General features: G+C 66.2%; 15 protein-coding genes. 4 read left to right on the top strand and 11 right to left on the bottom strand.

Annotated elements, in window-relative coordinates; all coding sequences use genetic code 11:
* Window positions 1–64: 64 nt before the first annotated feature.
* The 10 genes from ACZ46K_RS13910 to mftE all read right to left on the bottom strand — a co-directional run bounded on the left by ACZ46K_RS13910 (window position 65) and on the right by mftE (window position 11,786).
* Complete coding sequence (locus ACZ46K_RS13910) at window positions 65–1,444, bottom strand: MFS transporter (RefSeq protein ID WP_054810132.1); 1,380 nt, start codon at window positions 1,442–1,444, stop codon at window positions 65–67.
* A 153-nt stretch (window positions 1,445–1,597) separates the two neighbouring features.
* On the bottom strand, window positions 1,598–2,146 hold the full coding sequence (locus tag ACZ46K_RS13905; protein ID WP_054806320.1) for a helix-turn-helix domain-containing protein: 549 nt from the start codon (window positions 2,144–2,146) through the stop codon (window positions 1,598–1,600).
* 92 nt (window positions 2,147–2,238) lie between these two features.
* Entirely contained in the window at window positions 2,239–3,024 is a 786-nt protein-coding gene (gene eutC, locus ACZ46K_RS13900; RefSeq protein WP_464748772.1) for an ethanolamine ammonia-lyase subunit EutC, read from the bottom strand.
* Window positions 3,021–4,436 (bottom strand): ethanolamine ammonia-lyase subunit EutB, encoded by a 1,416-nt coding sequence (locus ACZ46K_RS13895; protein WP_464748770.1) that lies wholly within the window; start codon window positions 4,434–4,436, stop codon window positions 3,021–3,023. The genes eutC and ACZ46K_RS13895 overlap by 4 nt, the downstream gene beginning before the upstream one ends.
* Window positions 4,437–4,531: 95 nt before the next feature.
* Entirely contained in the window at window positions 4,532–5,065 is a 534-nt protein-coding gene (locus tag ACZ46K_RS13890; RefSeq protein ID WP_464748768.1) for a DUF779 domain-containing protein, read from the bottom strand.
* 90 nt (window positions 5,066–5,155) lie between these two features.
* Window positions 5,156–6,679, bottom strand: coding sequence for an aldehyde dehydrogenase (gene adh / locus ACZ46K_RS13885; RefSeq protein ID WP_464748766.1), 1,524 nt, complete (start codon window positions 6,677–6,679; stop codon window positions 5,156–5,158).
* Window positions 6,680–6,749: 70 nt separating this feature from the next.
* A complete protein-coding gene (locus tag ACZ46K_RS13880) occupies window positions 6,750–8,048 on the bottom strand; it encodes a GAF domain-containing protein (protein ID WP_464748765.1) in 1,299 nt (432 codons plus the stop codon).
* Window positions 8,049–8,195: 147 nt separating this feature from the next.
* Window positions 8,196–9,683, bottom strand: coding sequence for a mycofactocin dehydrogenase MftG (gene mftG / locus ACZ46K_RS13875; RefSeq protein WP_054806119.1), 1,488 nt, complete (start codon window positions 9,681–9,683; stop codon window positions 8,196–8,198).
* 1 nt (window position 9,684) lies between these two features.
* Window positions 9,685–11,103 carry a mycofactocin biosynthesis glycosyltransferase MftF gene (gene mftF, locus ACZ46K_RS13870; RefSeq protein ID WP_464748764.1) on the bottom strand — a complete coding sequence of 473 codons (1,419 nt, stop codon included), beginning with the start codon at window positions 11,101–11,103 and terminating at the stop codon, window positions 9,685–9,687.
* A complete protein-coding gene (gene mftE, locus ACZ46K_RS13865) occupies window positions 11,100–11,786 on the bottom strand; it encodes a mycofactocin biosynthesis peptidyl-dipeptidase MftE (protein WP_054806120.1) in 687 nt (228 codons plus the stop codon). The genes mftF and mftE overlap by 4 nt, the downstream gene beginning before the upstream one ends.
* Before the next feature lie 120 nt (window positions 11,787–11,906).
* On the opposite strand from mftE, the gene ACZ46K_RS13860 reads away from it, so the two are divergent.
* Window positions 11,907–12,887, top strand: coding sequence for a GNAT family N-acetyltransferase (locus ACZ46K_RS13860; protein ID WP_464748762.1), 981 nt, complete (start codon window positions 11,907–11,909; stop codon window positions 12,885–12,887).
* Window positions 12,888–12,893: 6 nt separating this feature from the next.
* Here ACZ46K_RS13860 and ACZ46K_RS13855 read toward each other — a convergent pair whose 3' ends face one another.
* On the bottom strand, window positions 12,894–13,553 hold the full coding sequence (locus ACZ46K_RS13855; RefSeq protein ID WP_464748760.1) for a TetR/AcrR family transcriptional regulator: 660 nt from the start codon (window positions 13,551–13,553) through the stop codon (window positions 12,894–12,896).
* Between the two features lie 190 nt (window positions 13,554–13,743).
* Between ACZ46K_RS13855 and ACZ46K_RS13850 the strand changes: the two genes are divergently transcribed.
* From ACZ46K_RS13850 to ACZ46K_RS13840, 3 genes are all read left to right on the top strand, one after another.
* Complete coding sequence (locus tag ACZ46K_RS13850; protein ID WP_054806121.1) at window positions 13,744–14,550, top strand: TauD/TfdA dioxygenase family protein; 807 nt, start codon at window positions 13,744–13,746, stop codon at window positions 14,548–14,550.
* Between the two features lie 56 nt (window positions 14,551–14,606).
* Entirely contained in the window at window positions 14,607–15,590 is a 984-nt protein-coding gene (locus ACZ46K_RS13845; RefSeq protein ID WP_464748758.1) for a TauD/TfdA dioxygenase family protein, read from the top strand.
* Between the two features lie 72 nt (window positions 15,591–15,662).
* Entirely contained in the window at window positions 15,663–17,240 is a 1,578-nt protein-coding gene (locus ACZ46K_RS13840) for an ABC transporter substrate-binding protein (protein WP_464748756.1), read from the top strand.
* Window positions 17,241–17,242 lie beyond the last annotated feature (2 nt).

The following is a 17,242-nucleotide window of genomic DNA, read 5'->3' as shown; positions in this document are numbered from 1 at the left end:
ATTCTGGACAGCTGACGACGGCGGGAGGCGCCTTCCCCGAGGGTGCCGGGAAAGGCGCCCGCTCCTACAGCGCTCGGTCGCGGGTTTCGACGAGAGCCGCGGTGCAGACGAGACTCACGAGACCGATCACCATGAGCATGACGCCGATCGCGATACCGCCGTACGCGGCGGCGAGCGGGGCGGCGATCATCGGCGGGACGGCGCCGCCGAGCACGCCGGCGAGGTTGTAGCCGAGTCCCGCGCCGGTGTACCGGTACCGAGTGTGGAACATCTCGGGTAGCAGCGCACCGCACGGGCCGTAGGCAATGCCGAAGATCGCGAGGGTGACCATCATGCCGACAACGAATGCGACCGGGGAACCCGTGTCGAGCAGCGGGAACAAGGCAAGTGCCCACACAACCGAGAACGCGCACGACACCATGATCACGCGCCTCCGGCCGAACCGGTCGGAGTACAGGGCGGACAGCACGATCGCCGCACCGAAGACGAGGGCCGAGGCGATTCCCACCATCAGCACGAACGGTCGATCGAAGCCGAGGGTCGTCGTCGCATAGCTCGTGAGGTAGGCGGTGCCCAGGTAGAAGAACGCGAACATGATCGACAGTGCGCCGGCCGCGAGGAGGATCTCCTTGGACTGATACCGGAGAGCGTCGAGGAACGGCAGGGAACGCTTCTTCGCGGGCTCTGCTGCGCGGGCTGCAGATTCGGCACGGAACACCGGTGTCTCCTCGATCGCCAGGCGCATGTAGAGGCCGATGGCGACGAGAACGATGCTGAACAGGAACGGGATTCGCCAGCCGTAGGTGAGGAATGCCTCGTTGGTGTCGCCGAGCGCGAGCCCGGTGAACAAGAAGGTTGCGCTCGAGAGCGCGAATGCGATGGCCGGGCCGAGCTGCGGGAACATCGCGTAGAGCCCGCGTTTGCCCGGCGGGGCGTATTCGGCAGTGAGCAGTGTGGCACCGGCCCATTCACCGCCGACCGCGAAGCCCTGCGCGAACCGTAGTAACACCAGGATGATCGGAGCCGCGACGCCGATGGTGCCTGCCCCGGGCAGCAGGCCGATGAGCAGCGTCGAGATGCCCATGAGGAGAAGGGTCGAGACGAGGGTCTTCTTGCGGCCGATGCGGTCGCCGAAGTGGCCGAAGAGCATGGCCCCGACGGGGCGGGCGATGAACGCGACGGCGAACGTCGCAAACGACGCGACCGTGCCTGCGGTGGCACCGAGCGCCGGGAAGAACACCGTGGGAAACACTAGTGCCGCGGCCGTGCCGTAGATGAAGAAGTCGTAGAACTCGATCGTCGTGCCGATGCAGCTCGCGATCGCGACACGTCGTATACCGGGGCCTCCGGTGTGGCCGGGTCCTGTTCCGGCGGCGGAGCCGGAATCTCCGGCCGCCTGCCCTGTCGGCGGCTTACCCGCCCCGGGTGTCGACACAGTGGTCACGTCGGTCCTCCGTTGTCCGTCCTGACCGCGGCCGGGAAACGTCGCCGCGGGTTGGATGAAAACTAGTGATCCGGCTCACCCCCTCACCACCCCCGAAAGGGGGTGTCCGTGAGGGGGGTCACATAGTGTGTCGAACGAACTACTTTGACGGTGTCAGTTTCCGGACGCGCCTGCGAGCTCCGCGCGCATCTCGCGCCACACCGTCGCGTACGAGTCGATGCTCCCGGCCGTCGCCCATGCGAGCGAGCCGCCCTTGATCTTCTCGAGTGCTTCCGCGAACAGATCCTGGTACCGCGACAGTCGCGGAACGAACGCGGACACGTCGTCGAACAGATTCTGGGCCTTCCGGTCGATGTCGATCAGCGCGTCGAGGAAGCCGTCGGAGTCCGGGTCCTCGAGCAGCTTCGACAGCGTCTCGTCGAGCGGGCCGAACTGCTCGAACAGGTCCGCGATCGAATCCTCGTCGATGGACACCCGTTCCGCGTCGAGCTGATCGGACAGTTCCGTGAGCCCCTTATCGGTCAGCGCGACACCGCCGTCCGACGACACGGCCTTACCCTGTTCGACGAGCGCCGCGAGCGCGGCCTGCCCCGACGACACCGACACACCCAGATGAGCGGCCAGGACCTCCGCCGTGACCTGCTTCTTCAACCGCACCGTCTGCAGCAGTGCCAACTCGTCCACGTTGCCCGCGAAGGCCATATCTCACTCCTCGTCACCCCCGCCGGGGGCACTGAAACCGGGCGGGCCGAGCCCGCATCACATTCGAACCGGGACCGGTTCGACCTCGATTCTCACCCACCGGGTCCGAGGCCGGGGCTGCCACCCTCCAGCACGTCCCGCGCGCTGGTGTCCTTGAGCTCGATGCCTGAGCGCCCCAACCGCCGAGCGCCGTCGACCAGGTTCGCCACCACCCGCGCTGCCTGCGCGTATCCGAGGCCGTCCGGTGGGTGCACGTTCGAGACGCAATTGCGCTCGGAATCGATGCGTCCCGGCCGCGGATGATGCGTCACGTAGATCCCGAGGCTGTCGGCGAACGACAGTCCCGGCCGCTCGCCGATGAGCACCACCACGGTCTGCACATCGAGCGCCGCGCCGATATGGTCGCCGAGCGCGACTCGCGCCGACGTCGCGATGACCGGGGGTGCAACCGACAGATGACGCGGCAACGCGTCCACGATCGCCCGGGCGGCCGGTACGCCGTGCTCTTCGAGAGCATGGGCCGAAAGACCATCGGCAAGAATGATTCCGACGTCGACGCCGAATATCGGCAGGTGCGCGAGGTCGGTAGGCAGCCGCCCGAGATCGGGGCGACGCAGATACTCGCCGCGGTCGCGCGCTCGACTCTGCACGATCAGCGGGGAGCCCAGGTTCGCGTGTTCCACCTGCTGCGTGAGCGCGACGACGTCGAGCTCGCGGTGTACCGCGTCGCGGGCCGCGGCGTGCGCAGCACGGAATTCGAGAAGCTCGGAGGTGGGCAGCGCATCGCCGGCACGTCCGAGTCCGATACGTGCCCGCGTCGACAGGCGCAGGGTCGCCCAGAGGCCACCATTGCCGGTGGCGGGGTCGATCGCGTTCACGCGACACCACCGGTGAGTGCACGCAGCGGTGACGAGGCGACGTCGACGCGCAGAATTCGACCGGCATCGTCTGCCATCCCGAGGCCCTGCAGCCACGATTCGAACTCCGGCGCTGCGCGGAGCCCCAGGGCGCGCCGTGCATACAGAGCGTCGTGGAACGACAGGGACTGATATCCGAGCATCACGTCGTCTGCGCCCGGCACCGTGATCACGAACGACACCCCGGCGACGCCGAGCAGGGTGAGCAAGGTGTCCATGTCGTCCTGGTCTGCCTCGGCGTGGTTGGTGTAACAGACGTCGACGCCCATGGGCAGGCCCAGAAGCTTCCCGCAGAAGTGATCTTCCAATCCGGCTCGGATGATCTGTTTGCCGTCGTAGAGATATTCGGGGCCGATGAAGCCGACCACGGTGTTGACGAGCAGCGGATCGAACTCGCGCGCCGCCGCGTACGCGCGCGCCTCGAGGGTCTGCTGATCGACGGGGTGGCCGTCGGTGCCGAGGTGCGCATCCGCCGACAGCGCCGAGCCCTGTCCGGTCTCGAAGTACATGACGTTGTCGCCGACGGTCCCGCGGCGGAGCGATCTGCCCGCCTCGTTCGCTTCTCCGAGCAGCCCCAGATTCACGCCGAAGCCCTCATTTGCGCCCTGCGTACCTGCGATCGACTGGAACACCAGGTCGACGGGGGCACCCGCCTCGATCAGGCCGAGCGTGGTGGTGACATGCGAGAGCACACACGACTGCACCGGGATGTCGAATCGCGTGCGGATGTCGTCGAGCAGGTGCAACAGCTCCGACGTCGCCTGTGGCGAGTCGGTAGCCGGGTTGATGCCGATGACCGCGTCGCCGCACCCGAGCAACAACCCGTCGAGAACTGCCGCGGCGATTCCTCGCGGATCGTCGGTGGGATGGTTCGGCTGTAGGCGGGTCGCGAGGCGTCCGGGCAACCCGATGGTGGTGCGAAATGCGGACGTGACCTCGATTACACGGGCGACCGCGATCAGATCCTGGTTCGACATGAGTTTGCTGACGGCCGCCACCATTTCGGGTGTCAGCCCCGGCGACAGCTCAGCGAGAACGGCAGCGGCGCCGGGGCGGGACGCTGTGTCGAGCAGCCAGTCGCGCAGGCCGCCGACGGTGAGGTGCGCAGCCGGGCGGTAGGCGCGGGCGTCGTGCCGGTCGAGGATCAGGCGGGTGACCTCATCGCTCTCGTACGGCACGACGGTCTCGGTGAGGAACGTGCCGAGGGAAACCTCGGCGAGAGCCCACTGCGCGGCGACCCGTTCGGCTTCCGTCCGGGCAGCGCATCCGGCGAGTTCGTCCCCGGATCTACGCGGAGTTGCCTTCGCGAGCAGATCGACCAGGCCGTGGAACTCGTAGGTGGTCCCCGACAATTGCTGACGATAGGTCGCCATCACCACCACCTCTGCGCTCGTCGACGGTTCGGGCCCACATCGTCGCGCAGTGCGTCTCGGCCGGCGCGGCGATGTGGTGTCCGTTACGTACGACGTTAGGCCGGTGGCGTCATTCCCGGTACGGGACAGGCGTCGGAGGCCGTCGCGACCACGACCGGCTCGGTGGCCGGTGCGGGCCGAGCGCCACCGCCCCAGTGCTTGCCGAGCAGGGGCTGCTCGTCGTCGAACGACGCATGTTCCTCGGGGGTGAAGGCGCGACCTCGACTGAGAAACCGCAGTCCTTCCGGTGTTTCGAGGCTGAATCCGGAACCGCGGCCGGGCACCACATCGAGGACCAACTGCGTATGCTTCCACGCCTCGAATTGGGAACCCGAGATCCACACGGGTACTGCACTTTTCCCAGACGGTAGATCCGGCGCGGTCTCCCCCACCGCGAGTCGCAGATCGAGAAGCCCCAGCAGCACGTCTCGGTCGCCGACGATGAAGTCGCCGTCGGGGTAACACATCGGGGCAGATCCGTCGCAGCAGCCGCCGGACTGGTGCATCATGAGCGGCCCGTACCGGCTCGACAATCGCCGGAACAGATCGGCGGCGCTCGCGGTCGCGACCACACGAAGTGGAGCGGGCATAGGAACCTCTCATTGCTTGCGGACGGGTCTGTCGGGCGAATGGAACCGGCGCCTGCCACGTCGGTACGTGACAGGCGCCGGGGTCTTCGATCAGAAGAAGCCCTGGGCCTTCGGCGCATAGGACACCAAGAGGTTCTTCGTCTGCTGGTAGTGGTCGAGCATCATGTGGTGGTTCTCGCGACCGATGCCCGACTGCTTGTAACCGCCGAACGCGGCGTGCGCCGGGTACTGGTGGTAGGTGTTCGTCCACACCCGGCCCGCCTGGATCTCGCGACCGGCACGGTAGGCGACGCCGCCGTCTCGCGACCACACGCCGGCACCGAGACCGTAGAGAGTGTCGTTGGCGATCTTGATCGCGTCGTCGAAATCGTTGAACGACGTGACCGACACGACGGGCCCGAAGATCTCCTCCTGGAAGATACGCATCGAGTTGTTGCCCTGGAAGATCGTCGGCTGCACGTAGTAGCCACCCGCCAGATCGCCACCGAGGTCGGCGCGCTCACCACCGGTGATGACCTTGGCACCCTCGCTCTTACCGATCTCGATGTACGACAGGATCTTCTCGAGCTGGTCGTTGGAGGCCTGCGCACCGATCATCGTGTCGGTGTCGAGCGGGTCGCCCTGCTTGACCGACTTGGTACGGACCGCCGCGAGCGACAGGAAATCGTCGAAGATGTCCTGCTGAATGAGAGCACGGGACGGACACGTGCACACCTCGCCCTGGTTGAGGGCGAACATCGTGAAGCCCTCGAGCGCCTTGTCCTGGTAGTCGTCGTTCGCCGAGAGGACATCCGAGAAGAAGATATTGGGGCTCTTGCCGCCGAGTTCGAGCGTGACAGGGATGAGGTTCTGCGACGCGTACTGCATGATCAGGCGCCCAGTGGTGGTTTCGCCGGTGAAGGCGATCTTGCGGATGCGAGGGCTCGACGCGAGCGGCTTGCCTGCCTCGACGCCGAACCCGTTGACGATGTTCAGCACACCAGGGGGCAGCAGATCGCCGATGATCGAGATCAGGTGAAGGATCGACGCCGGCGTCTGCTCGGCCGGCTTGAGCACGATCGCGTTACCGGCGGCCAGGGCGGGGGCGAGCTTCCACACGGCCATGAGGATCGGGAAGTTCCACGGAATGATCTGGCCGACGACACCGAGCGGCTCGTGGAAATGGTAGGCGACGGTGTCGGAGTTGATCTCCGAGAGCGAACCCTCCTGCGCGCGAATGGCACCTGCGAAGTAGCGGAAGTGGTCGATCGCAAGCGGGATGTCGGCGTTGAGGGTTTCACGGATCGGCTTGCCGTTGTCCCACGACTCGGCGAGCGCGATCGATTCGAGGTTCTCCTCGATGCGGTCGGCGATCTTGTTGAGGATCACGGCGCGCTCGGCGGGCGAGGTCTTGCCCCACGCCGGCGCGGCAGCGTGGGCGGCATCGAGTGCGAGCTCGATGTCCTCTTCGGTACCGCGGGCGACCTCGGTGAACACCTGCCCGGTCACGGGAGTGACGTTCTCGAAATACTCCCCCTTCACCGGTGCCACCCACTGACCGCCGATCCAGTTGTCGTACCGGGACTGGAAGGACATGAGGGCGTCGGGCGAACCGGGGCGGGCGTACACGGTCATTGTGCATCTCCTGTTGCGTCGAGGTTCGAAGCTTGTGTGATTCGGAACACTACGAACGCAAAGGTTGCAACTACGTTGCGAGCTCCTTGTCCAGGCGATCGATCTTCGCCTTCACCTGCGCATACAGCGGGGAAGTCGGGGCGAGCGTCGTCAGATAGGCCGACCACGCCGCCAGATCGTCGCGTCCGTGGATCGAGGCCGTCCACCGGGCGAGCAGATCCGCGTCACCGCCACGCAGCAGTGCCGCCTGCACCCGGGTACGCAGGTCGTCCCTGATCTCCTCGACACCGGGAGCATCCGAGCCGGGCAGCACCGGGCCGGAATAGATGCGGATGGCCGACGCGGCGTCACCGCGATCGAGCGCGCGGCGCACTTCCGCGACATCGGTGTCCAGCTCGGTGAGCAGCCGATACGGGCGCGACCCGAGGTGCTCCGATCCGAGCGCTTTCCGCAGCCGGGACATTTCGGCCCGAATCGTGACGGAGTCGAGTTCACCCTCGTCGAGCAGCACGGCGAGCCGGTCCGAGCTCAGCCCTTCGGGATGATCGGCGAGGATCAGCAGGATCTCGGCGTGCCGTTGTGACAGGTGTGTCCGGTTACCGCCGGCGCGGAGCGTCGGCCGGCCCGAACCGAAGGTGTCGAGTCGCGGCGCCGATGCACCGAACAGGTGCGGCGAGGTCATCATGTGCAGCCGGAGTTCGGCTTCGGCTGCCGCCACGGTCGCGCGGACCAGCTGCAGGACTTCCGGCACCGCCACCCGCGAGCCGCCGGTGATGTCGATGGCCCCGAGGATCCGGCCGCTGGTCGGCTCGTGCACGGGCGCTGCCGAACAGCTCCAGTCGTGCACGGTGCGGTTGAAGTGCTCCGCCGCAAAGATCTGCACCGAATGATCGAGTGCCAGAGCAGTTCCCGGAGCGTTGGTGCCCACGCGGTCTTCACTCCAGTCTGCGCCTTCGACAAAGCTCATGGCCTGCGCGCGATCGAGTGCGCGGTGATCACCCTCCACCCACAGCAGCCGACCTTGTTCGTCGCTGATGGCGACGAGCAGACCGCTGTCGGCAGCGTCCTCGACGAGGAGTTTGCGGATGACCGGGCGGATCAGCGCCATCGGATGACCGGCTCGGTGCTGCTCGAGATCGTTGCCCGTGAGCAGGGCGGGCTGCTCGACCAGGTCGGGGTCGATGCCCCGCTGAAGGCTGCGGAGCCAGGAGTCGTGCACGACCGAACGCACACCGTCGGGTCGCCCTCCCACTGATTCACCGACGACCGTGCCGTGGGCGCGGAGCATCGCGCGCGCGTGTGCCACAGCGTCTTCACCCGGACGCAAGGCCACCCAGGGATTGGTTGTCACGGTCCCACGATCGGTCATCTACCAGCGCCCTCCTTGTCCACACTGTAGTCGGGATCACAAGTGTGGTGTTCTGCCAGGTTCGACCGCTTCGGTCCGAGCCGGGCCGATGGTCGGCTATCGCGAACAGCAGGGCGAGCCGGCATGGGCAGCGCGAAGGATCGGCGCCTACTCCGGATGGCGATCATCGTGCACACTCGCGGCAAACCGATGTGCGAGCATCACCGCCGTCGCGTGCGGGCCGCGGCTCGGCACCTCGGGGAACACCGAGGTGTCGACGACACTCAGGCCCTCGATCCCGCGGACCCGGCACCGGTCGTCCACGACGGCGTTCTCGTCGTCACCCATCCGGCACGACCCGGACAGATGCAACGACGTTCCGAGGTGCGCGGCAAGCCAGGCATCGCTCGGGCCGGCCCCGCCCGCCGCAGCATCGACACTGCCGGGTTCGACGAGATCGTGCATCGCATCGAGCAGACCGGTGGCGATCCGCACTCCCTGTCGTAACGTGTCTCGGTCTTCTCGACGACCGAGGTAGTTGTAGTCGAGGACAGGTGGTGACCACGGCTTCGCGGAATCCAGTACCACCTGCCCCCGGCTGCGGGGCCGGGTGAGCACGACGCCGAGTACCGGGTCCACGACACCACTGCCGGGTATCGCGGCACCGAACGGCACAGTGTACGGACGTAATTCGAGTCCGCTGGTGTGCAGTACAGTTTCGAGGAGCGGCGCCCGCAGCGGCACGTCCCGGCGCAAGCGATACGGGATCGTCACTTCGGGGTGATCGGTGGACCCGCTTCCGACACCGGGCAGGTCGTGCCGGACCTCCACACCGAGACGTCGGAGTTCGCCCGCAGGACCGATTCCCGAAAGCATCAGCAGTTGCGGCGAACACACCGCTCCCGCACAGACGACGACGTGCTCTGCCGCGATCCGCCGCGTCCCCGTTCCGTCCTCGACCTCGACCCCGATCGCACGGCGTCCGGACAGAACGACCCGAACCACGCGAGTGTCCGACCGCACCGTGAGGTTGGATCGCTCCACGACCGGCAGCAGGTACGCGAGCGACGGACCGTATCTCATCCCGTCGCGGACGTTCATCGGCACACGTCCGACACCGTCCGGGCCGGGAGCGTTGAGGTCGTCGACCCATTCCCACTCCGCGCTCGATGCGGCCTCGACGAAGGTACCCGACACCGGATGGAGGAGTTCCTCGGGAGTGCGCGACACCGGCACGAGACCGGACGCACCATGGAACGGACCGGAGAAATCGGCGTCGGTCTCGATCTCGCGAAAAACCGGCAGCACCCGATCGTAGGACCATGATCGGGGCCAGCGCGTGAAGTCGTCGGGCCGTGCCCGCACGAAATAGGCTCCGTTGACCGCACCGGAACCCCCCAGGACCCCGCCGCGGACCACGATGGCCGCCCGGTTCGCGGTGAGTCGCGCCGGATACGCGGCGACCCAGTCGCTTCCGGGACCAACGGGCAGCGTTGCAGCATCGCGGATCTCCCGCGGAACATCGGACGGCCCGTATCCCGGTCCGGCTTCGAGCAGCAACACAGAACGATCGGGATCGTCGCTCAGCCGCGCGGCGACCACGCTGCCGCAACTGCCACCGCCGACCACCACGACGTCGGCACGCTGCGGGAGCATGTCAGTTCCGGAAGTCAGGGATCAGCGCAGACGGATCGCGGGCGTCGATCGCGCCTTTCCACAGGCCGGCACCGTAGGCGAGGTCGTCGAGTCGTTTGTAGAGCACGTAGCGGATCGGATCGATCCCGCCGTCCTCTCGATGCCCGACCCAGTCCCAGATGCCCTCGGCCACAGCGAAAGCCAGGACAGCTCGCCGAACCTTCGACGAGAACAGCGACGCGACCACGGTGACCGGCCAGTAGTGCCGGCACACCGCCGACGCGACCTGCCACAGGCCTCCGGCGAACCCCTGGGCGGTCAGTACCGCGGCGATCCGTGTCGGTCGGTCGAGTTCCGCGAACATCCGGCGCAATCGCAGGAGTGTCACCAGCTGGGTCAGCAGCGCTCCCAGCACACCGATCCGAGTGAAGGTCACCAGCGCGAGACAGGCAAGCAGAGTCCAGATCGACATCACCATCGGAGGCACCGATCCGGGATGCCGGGAAGCCAGCGGAGCAGCGCCTGTTCCGTAGAATGCCTTGCGGGTGATCCAGTTCCGGAATTCGGTCCGATGGTCGTGCGCGACACGTGCGATGGGTTCGTACCGCAGCCGCCATCCGTCGGTCTGCAGTCGCCAGCACAGGTCGACGTCCTCCGCCACCTGCATCGACTCGTCGAATCCGCCGCACGCTTCGAGCGCGTGACGACGCACGAGCAGAGCAGCGCTCGGCACGTAGGAGACGGGGCCGCCGGCGACCACCGCGGACTCGCGTCGACCCAGGTCCAGAGACGAGCGCGCGTGCTCGTACCGGGCGAGCGCACCGTTGTCCGGATCGAGCGCGACGATGCGCGGGGCGACGAGCGCAACCGCGGGATCACTGAAGTGTCCGAGGCTCGCTTCGAGCCACCCGAGGCGGGGTACGACATCCGAGTCGAGGAATGCCACGAATTCCGTTGCTGACTCACGTAATCCGGTATTCCGGGCGGCGGCAGGACCCCGCGACACCTCGTGCCGCAGAACACGGACACGTCCGTGTTCGGGTGTCTCGATGGGAGTATCGGATCCGTCGTCGACGACGATGACATCGTGACCCTGCAACGCACGCAGCAGTCGTCGGAGCCCGGCATCGTTGTTCTTGGTGGGAATCACCACGGTGACGTCGGACGTCGACGGCAACACGGTGGGACGTGGGTTTCCGACACCGGAGTCGAGCAGCCGTCTCGCGACGACCGCCGTCTGCGAATCGACGACTTCGAGGAAGTCGCCGTCGATCATGGCCGCGGCAGCGGGAGCAAGCTTGAGCATGCGGGTGGGCGAACCACCGATCAGGACGCGCCCGGCCGCGAACCTACGCACGCGTGGGTCGACACGCACCCCGAAGCCATCGGGAAGCCTGGCCAGCCTGGTCTGCGCTACGCGTGGTGACGTCGACCGACTCACCGCAGTCTCCCCTCCTTGCCCGGCTGCCATCGTGCAACCTGCGCGGTCGCCCTGTCCATGAGGTCCGCGAACATGTCCGCGCCTCGGTCTGCGGAAGCGGATGTCGGGTCACCCAGAACCCCGTTCGCGGACACCGAAACAATACCGGCTTCACGCAGTCGGGGCATCAGAGTGCCGATCGGATCTTTCGCACCGGCGGTGGCACGGCCCATGTTCACCGTGTGCGGGGCGAGGTGCAGCATGAGGCTGGTCTCGGTGTCGCCGGCGTGTGCATCGGCGCCCGGGATCGCGCACGCCACCCACGCGGCGTCGCGACCTTCGTATCGCAGCAGCGTCACGGCCTCGGCCAGTGGATACGCGTTGCCTCCGTGCCCGTTGACGAACACCACCCGCGTCGCCCATCGACACACCGATCGGCCGTACTCGACGATCAACGTCTTCAGCGCTTCGGCGCCGATGGAAACGGTGCCCGCGAACGCCTCGTGCTCTCCGCTCGCCCCATAGGCCACGGCCGGTACGACCGCGACACCCGGCAGGGCCTCGGCGACCGCCACGGCGATTCGGGTGTCGGTATCGAGGGGCAGGTGAGGACCGTGCTGTTCGAATGCACCCACGGGTACGGCGACCGTCACCGTGCCGGATTCGATGTCCGGCCAGTAGGCATTGGCAAGCTCCCGCGTCACCGCTCCGATGCTAGGCGGTGGTGCGACCGCCGCCGCATCCGGCCGATGACCAGGCCCGATCGAATCCGCTCTTCGCGGTCCGGCGCAGGGGTGCATCGGCCGGTGAGTACGCTCCTGCACGTGCAGATCGAACCTCGACCACTCGACGACCCGGAAGTACAGACGCTGATCGACGAAGTTCAGCTCGAATACACCCGCCGCTACGGGGGCCCCGACGACACCGTCCTCGACCCGGACGAGTTCGCCGGACCGAACGGACTCTTCCTTCTCGCCCGAAGCGTCGACGGACCGGTGGGAATCGGAGGCTGGCGCGCCCACGATTCCTCACACCGGGGGCTCCGCGACGGTGACGCCGAGATCAAGCGGATGTACGTGCGGGCCGATGCACGACGTCGCGGCATCGCGCGGCGGGTCCTCGACGCGCTGGAACGCACCGCAGCCGACGCAGGCCGCCGACGCATGATCCTCGAGACCGGCCTCGAGCAGCCCGAGGCGATCGCGATGTATGCGAGCACCGGATATGACCCGATGCCCGAGCGTTACGGTCACTATGCCGACACGGAGGTGGCGTTGTACTTCTGTAAAGACCTGCCGCCGATCCGCCTCGCGACCGAGCACGAGCTGCCTGTCCTGCAGGATATCGAACGTGCCGCCGGGCAACCGTTCGCCGACATCGGGATGTCGTTGGTGGCGGACGACGAACCGCCCACGATCGCTGAGCTCCGCACCCACCTCGATGCCGCACGATGCTGGGTGTGGGTCGACGACGAGAATCTCCCGGTGGGATATCTCGTTGCTGCGGACGTCGATGACGCCCTCAACATCGAACAGGTGTCGGTGCATCCGGATGCCGCGCGACGCGGAGTGGGTCGAGCGCTCATCGACCACGTCGCTGCGGGGGCACGCGATCGTGGTTGTGCCGCATTGACACTCACCACATTCCGCGACGTCCCGTGGAACGCACCGTATTACGAGCGACTCGGCTTCGATGTCCTCGACGACTCGCGTCTCACACCCGAATTGGAGACGATTCTCGCCGCCGAACGCGCCCGCGACATCGGGCAATGGCCACGCGTCGCGATGGTGCGCGCACTCGACTGATCTGCGCTACCGGCTCGCCAGGAACCGAACCTCGTGGGTCTCCTGAGAGGTCGGTGCACAGAGTAGTCCCTCCCACGCATCGACGAGGGCGGGCAACTCGGCCGGGGCCAGTTCGGTTCCTGTGCGAGCGTAAGGCGCGAGTGTTCCGAGCACACTCGCATACACCATGATGATCCGTTGTCTCCGTGTGTGTTCCGGAAGCCCGGTCAATACACTCCGCAGGGCGTGGTCGATCTCGAATCCACTCGCGGTGCCACGGGGGTCTGCTGCCGTGAAGATCTCGCCGATGACGTCCGCCTCCAGGAGTCTGTCGAGCAGGGCCACGTAGTGTTCGCCCCGGCGGATGCTGTCTGCCAACGGCGCGACGAGACACCACAGTGCGTCCCGGGCAGTGAATTTCGCGCCGACCGCAACCCATTCGCGGATCAACTCACCGCGATATGCACTGATCCGAGGGAGGCGATGGTCCAAGATCGCGGTGAGCAGACCCTCCTTCGAGCCGAAGTAGTACCTGACGACCGACGCGTTGTTCTGCCCCGCGGCGGCCCTGACATCTGCCAGTGTCACCGCGTGATATCCCCGCATCGCGAAGAGGCGTTCGGCGGCTTCCACCAGCAGCAGCCGCGTCTCTTCTCCCGAGCTGTACCGGCCTCTTCGGCTCGTCACGCAATCTCACCCCGAGTCTGAAATCGTGCGGCAATACGGCCGCGGAACCTGTCGGATCCGAAGCTCTACCGGACGACCCGGAGAATGTAAACCCTTCGACGCGCATTGATCGTATGCGTATCCAACTTAACTTTTCGCAATTACTTTGACGCTCGTTGAACCACCCACGATGCGTCGAGAGGCCCGATCGATGACCACGCTCGAACAACCCACAGCGACCGTTGTGCCCCTCGCCGGGGCCATCGGCGCCGAAATCCACGGACTGCGTCTGGACTCACTGACGGACGCAGATGTCCGCACGGTCCAGGACGCTCTCACTCGGCACTGTGTGCTGTTCTTCCCCGACCAGGGTGTCGACCCGACCGTCCACCGGGCCTTCTCGCAGCATTTCGGCGAGATCGTGTATCCGCACCAGCATCTGGCAAATCTCGAGTCCGAGGGCTTCCGCGAGATCAGCGTCATCGGCACCGACAACGGCAGTGCCTATCAGGCGAACCGCTGGCATTGCGATGTCGCGTGGCGAGCAGCTCCGTCGCGGTTCTCCATCCTGCACATGCAGGTTCTGCCCTCCGCCGGTGGTGACACACTGTGGTCGAACCAGTACGCCGCGCTCGACGCGCTGTCCGCCCCGATCCGCGAGGCCCTGTACGGCCTGACCGCGACACATCGAATCTCGCCTCGGCCGGATGCATCCGAAGCAACGCATCCCCTCGTGATCCGTCACCCGGAGACCGGCCGCGAAGCACTGTTCGTCAACGATCTGTTCACGTCGCACATCAACGAGTTGTCCGCAGACGAGAGCGAGGCACTGCTTCGACTCCTCGTATCGGTCTCGATCCGACCGGAATTCACCGTGCGCCGCCGCTGGCAGGTCGGCGACATCGCGATTTGGGACAACCATTTCGTCCAGCACAACGCCATCTACGACTACGGCGACGAGCCGCGCCGCATCCATCGCATCGAGGTGGCACCCGAGGCACCCGTCCCTGCCCGTTGATCCTGCTTTCCACTACCCGGCTATCCACTACTTCGCGTTCACAAGAGGAGAAGCACATGACCACCGTCGAAACCCGTCCCAGTACCGCCACCGACATCTATGCGGCCGGCGGAATCACCGTCACCAAGCTCGGTGAGAACATCGGCGCGCTCATCGAGGGCGTTCATGTCTCCGGCGACATCTCGCCCGACACCGCCTACGCCATCCGCTACGCACTCGCAGCCAACAAGGTGGTCGTCTTCCGCGGCCAGCATCACCTCACGGACGAGATCCAGTACGAGTTCGCCGGGACGCTCGGTACCCCGACCACCACTCACCCGACGCTGACCTCGGAGGACAACCGGACCCTGATCCTCGAAGGCGCCGCCAACAGTTGGCACACCGACGTCACCTTCATCGATCGGATTCCGAAGGCCTCGATTCTCCGTGCCGTCGAGATCCCGCCCTACGGCGGTGCCACCACCTGGGCGTCGACGACCGCCGCGTACGCGCAGCTTCCCGCTCCGTTGAAGGCACTCGTGGACAACCTGTGGGCGGTCCACAGCAACGAATACGACTACGCCGGGGTGCACGCCGACAAGCAAGGCATCGCCGACAAGCAAGGCATCGCCGCACGGACGAACGAGACGATGCAGAACTTCACCCGCACGGTGTTCGAGACGGAGCACCCGGTGGTTCGTGTCCATCCCGAGACCGGCGAGAAGTCGCTCGTGCTCGGCCATTTCGTCAAGAAGTTCGTCGGGCTCAAGAGCTCCGAGTCGACCGCGCTCTACCAGCTCCTGCAGGAGCGGATCATCAAGCTCGAGAACACCCTGCGGTGGGCCTGGACGCCGGGCGACCTCGTCATCTGGGACAACCGCGCCACTCAGCATTACGGCATCGCCGACTACGGCGACCACAAGCGCAGCGTCCACCGGGTGACCGTGGCCGGCGATGTTCCTGTCTCGGTCGACGGCGAAACCAGCCGCATCATCACCGGCGACGCGTCGCACTTCTCCGTCGTCGACACCCCCGACCGCTTCCCCGGTTTCGAATCCTGATTCACCTCCCCCCTTCGGATCCGGCCACTCCACCTCATGAGTGACCGGATCCGCTCCCGAAAGGAACCCTCCGTGTTCAGCCGCCCCGCACACCTTCGGCGCCGCTTCATGCTTGGAGCTATCGCCCTGTCCCTCTCCGGTGTCCTCGCCGTTGCGGGGTGTACCTCGGCGGTCGACCAGGCCGCGACGGAGGCCGGCAGCGCGGAGGTCACCGAAGGTGGTGTGCTCCGAATCGGAGATGGCGGCGACCTTGTCCCTGCCTCGTTCTACTCCGGTGCCCTGGCGGCGGCCACCATCACCGGATTGGTCTACGACACCCTCGTCAGCTATCCCCCCGAAGGATTGGAACCGGAACCCGTGCTGGCGGAGTCGTGGGAGATCTCGCCCGACGGCAGGTCGGTGACCCTCGCGTTGCGACCCGACGTGACCTTCCACGACGGTAAGCCGTTCACCTCCGAAGACGCCGAGTTCAGCCTGCGTACCTACGCAGATCCCATACGGGCCGGCCAGCTCGCGAGTACCGCGGCGCTGATCACCGAGTACGACACCTCGGACCCGCATGCCCTCACCCTGACGCTCTCGCAGCCGGCGAGCAACATCCTCGACCTGCTCGACATCGTGCCGATCATCGACAAGAACACCCTCGCCGACTTCGACGCCGGTTCCGGTTACAACGGAACCGGAGCGTTCCGCTTCGTGGAGTGGAAGCCGAGCGCGTCGATCACGTTCGAGGCCAATGAGGACTACTGGGGCGGAGCACCCCACCTCGACGGTGTCGAGTATCTCGTCATTCCCGACGCCCAGACGCGAGTCTCCCAGCTGCGCTCCGGGCAGCTCGACCTTCTGCTCTCGATAGCTCCACGCGACGCCGAACAGCTCGAGAGCGACAACCGCTACCAGCTGGTCGACCAGACAGGAGTGGAACGCAACTGGTACATCGGCGCGAATGTCCAGGCACCCGGGATCAGCGACGTCCGGGTACGTCAGGCCATCGCCTACGCGGTGGACAACGATCGCATCCTCGCCGACGTCTACCAGGGATACGGAACCGTGGGCAGTCTGCCCTGGCCGGACTACTCTCCCGCGTACGACGCAGACCTCAACGACACCTACGCCCAGGACGTCGACAGAGCCAAGGCACTGGTTGCGGAAGTCGGCGCCATCCCGGTCATCCCGATCACCTACACGACGGGCTCGAGCGACTCCGAGGCCGTCGCGCAGATCATCCAGGCGGATCTCGCCGCAGCCGGGATCGAGACCAGGCTCGAGCCGGTGGACCAGGCAACCAATCTCAAACACTTGATCGGCGGGACCTACGGCGGGCTCTGGATCACGGCCCACACGTACACGCAGTACACGCCGGCGACCCTTCCGACCAGCGCCTACCCGTTCAACTCGAAGAAGAACACCTCGAACTTCATCGATCCGGACTATCAGGCAGCCGTCGCAAACGCGTGGCAGATCGTCGATCCGACCAGCGCCGAGGCCGAGGCCGCATACAAGGTCCTCAACACCGAGTTGCTAGACAACGCGTTCCTCATCGAGTTGTTCGCGTCCGAGAACTGGCTCGCCATGTCAGCAAACGTCCACGACGTCGACTGGTCGAAGAAGGCCGAGCTCGACCTCAGCGACACCTATCTGAGTGAGTGACC

This window comes from Rhodococcus sp. JCM 9793 (assembly GCF_055380405.1).
Note: the sequence above shows the minus strand (reverse complement) of the source record. Positions and strands in the feature narration are given on the sequence as shown.

What these genes read in the sequence shown, in the direction of transcription:
- ACZ46K_RS13895 (WP_464748770.1), bottom strand. Translation starts at nt 4,436, where the DNA reads ATGGCGACCTATCGTCAGCAATTGTCGGGGACCACCTACGAGTTCCAC.
- ACZ46K_RS13880 (WP_464748765.1), bottom strand. Translation starts at nt 8,048, where the DNA reads ATGACCGATCGTGGGACCGTGACAACCAATCCCTGGGTGGCCTTGCGT.
- mftG (WP_054806119.1), bottom strand. Translation starts at nt 9,683, where the DNA reads ATGCTCCCGCAGCGTGCCGACGTCGTGGTGGTCGGCGGTGGCAGTTGC.
- ACZ46K_RS13845 (WP_464748758.1), top strand. Translation starts at nt 14,607, where the DNA reads ATGACCACCGTCGAAACCCGTCCCAGTACCGCCACCGACATCTATGCG.
- ACZ46K_RS13890 (WP_464748768.1), bottom strand. Translation starts at nt 5,065, where the DNA reads ATGCCCGCTCCACTTCGTGTGGTCGCGACCGCGAGCGCCGCCGATCTG.
- ACZ46K_RS13905 (WP_054806320.1), bottom strand. Translation starts at nt 2,146, where the DNA reads ATGGCCTTCGCGGGCAACGTGGACGAGTTGGCACTGCTGCAGACGGTG.
- adh (WP_464748766.1), bottom strand. Translation starts at nt 6,679, where the DNA reads ATGACCGTGTACGCCCGCCCCGGTTCGCCCGACGCCCTCATGTCCTTC.
- ACZ46K_RS13850 (WP_054806121.1), top strand. Translation starts at nt 13,744, where the DNA reads ATGACCACGCTCGAACAACCCACAGCGACCGTTGTGCCCCTCGCCGGG.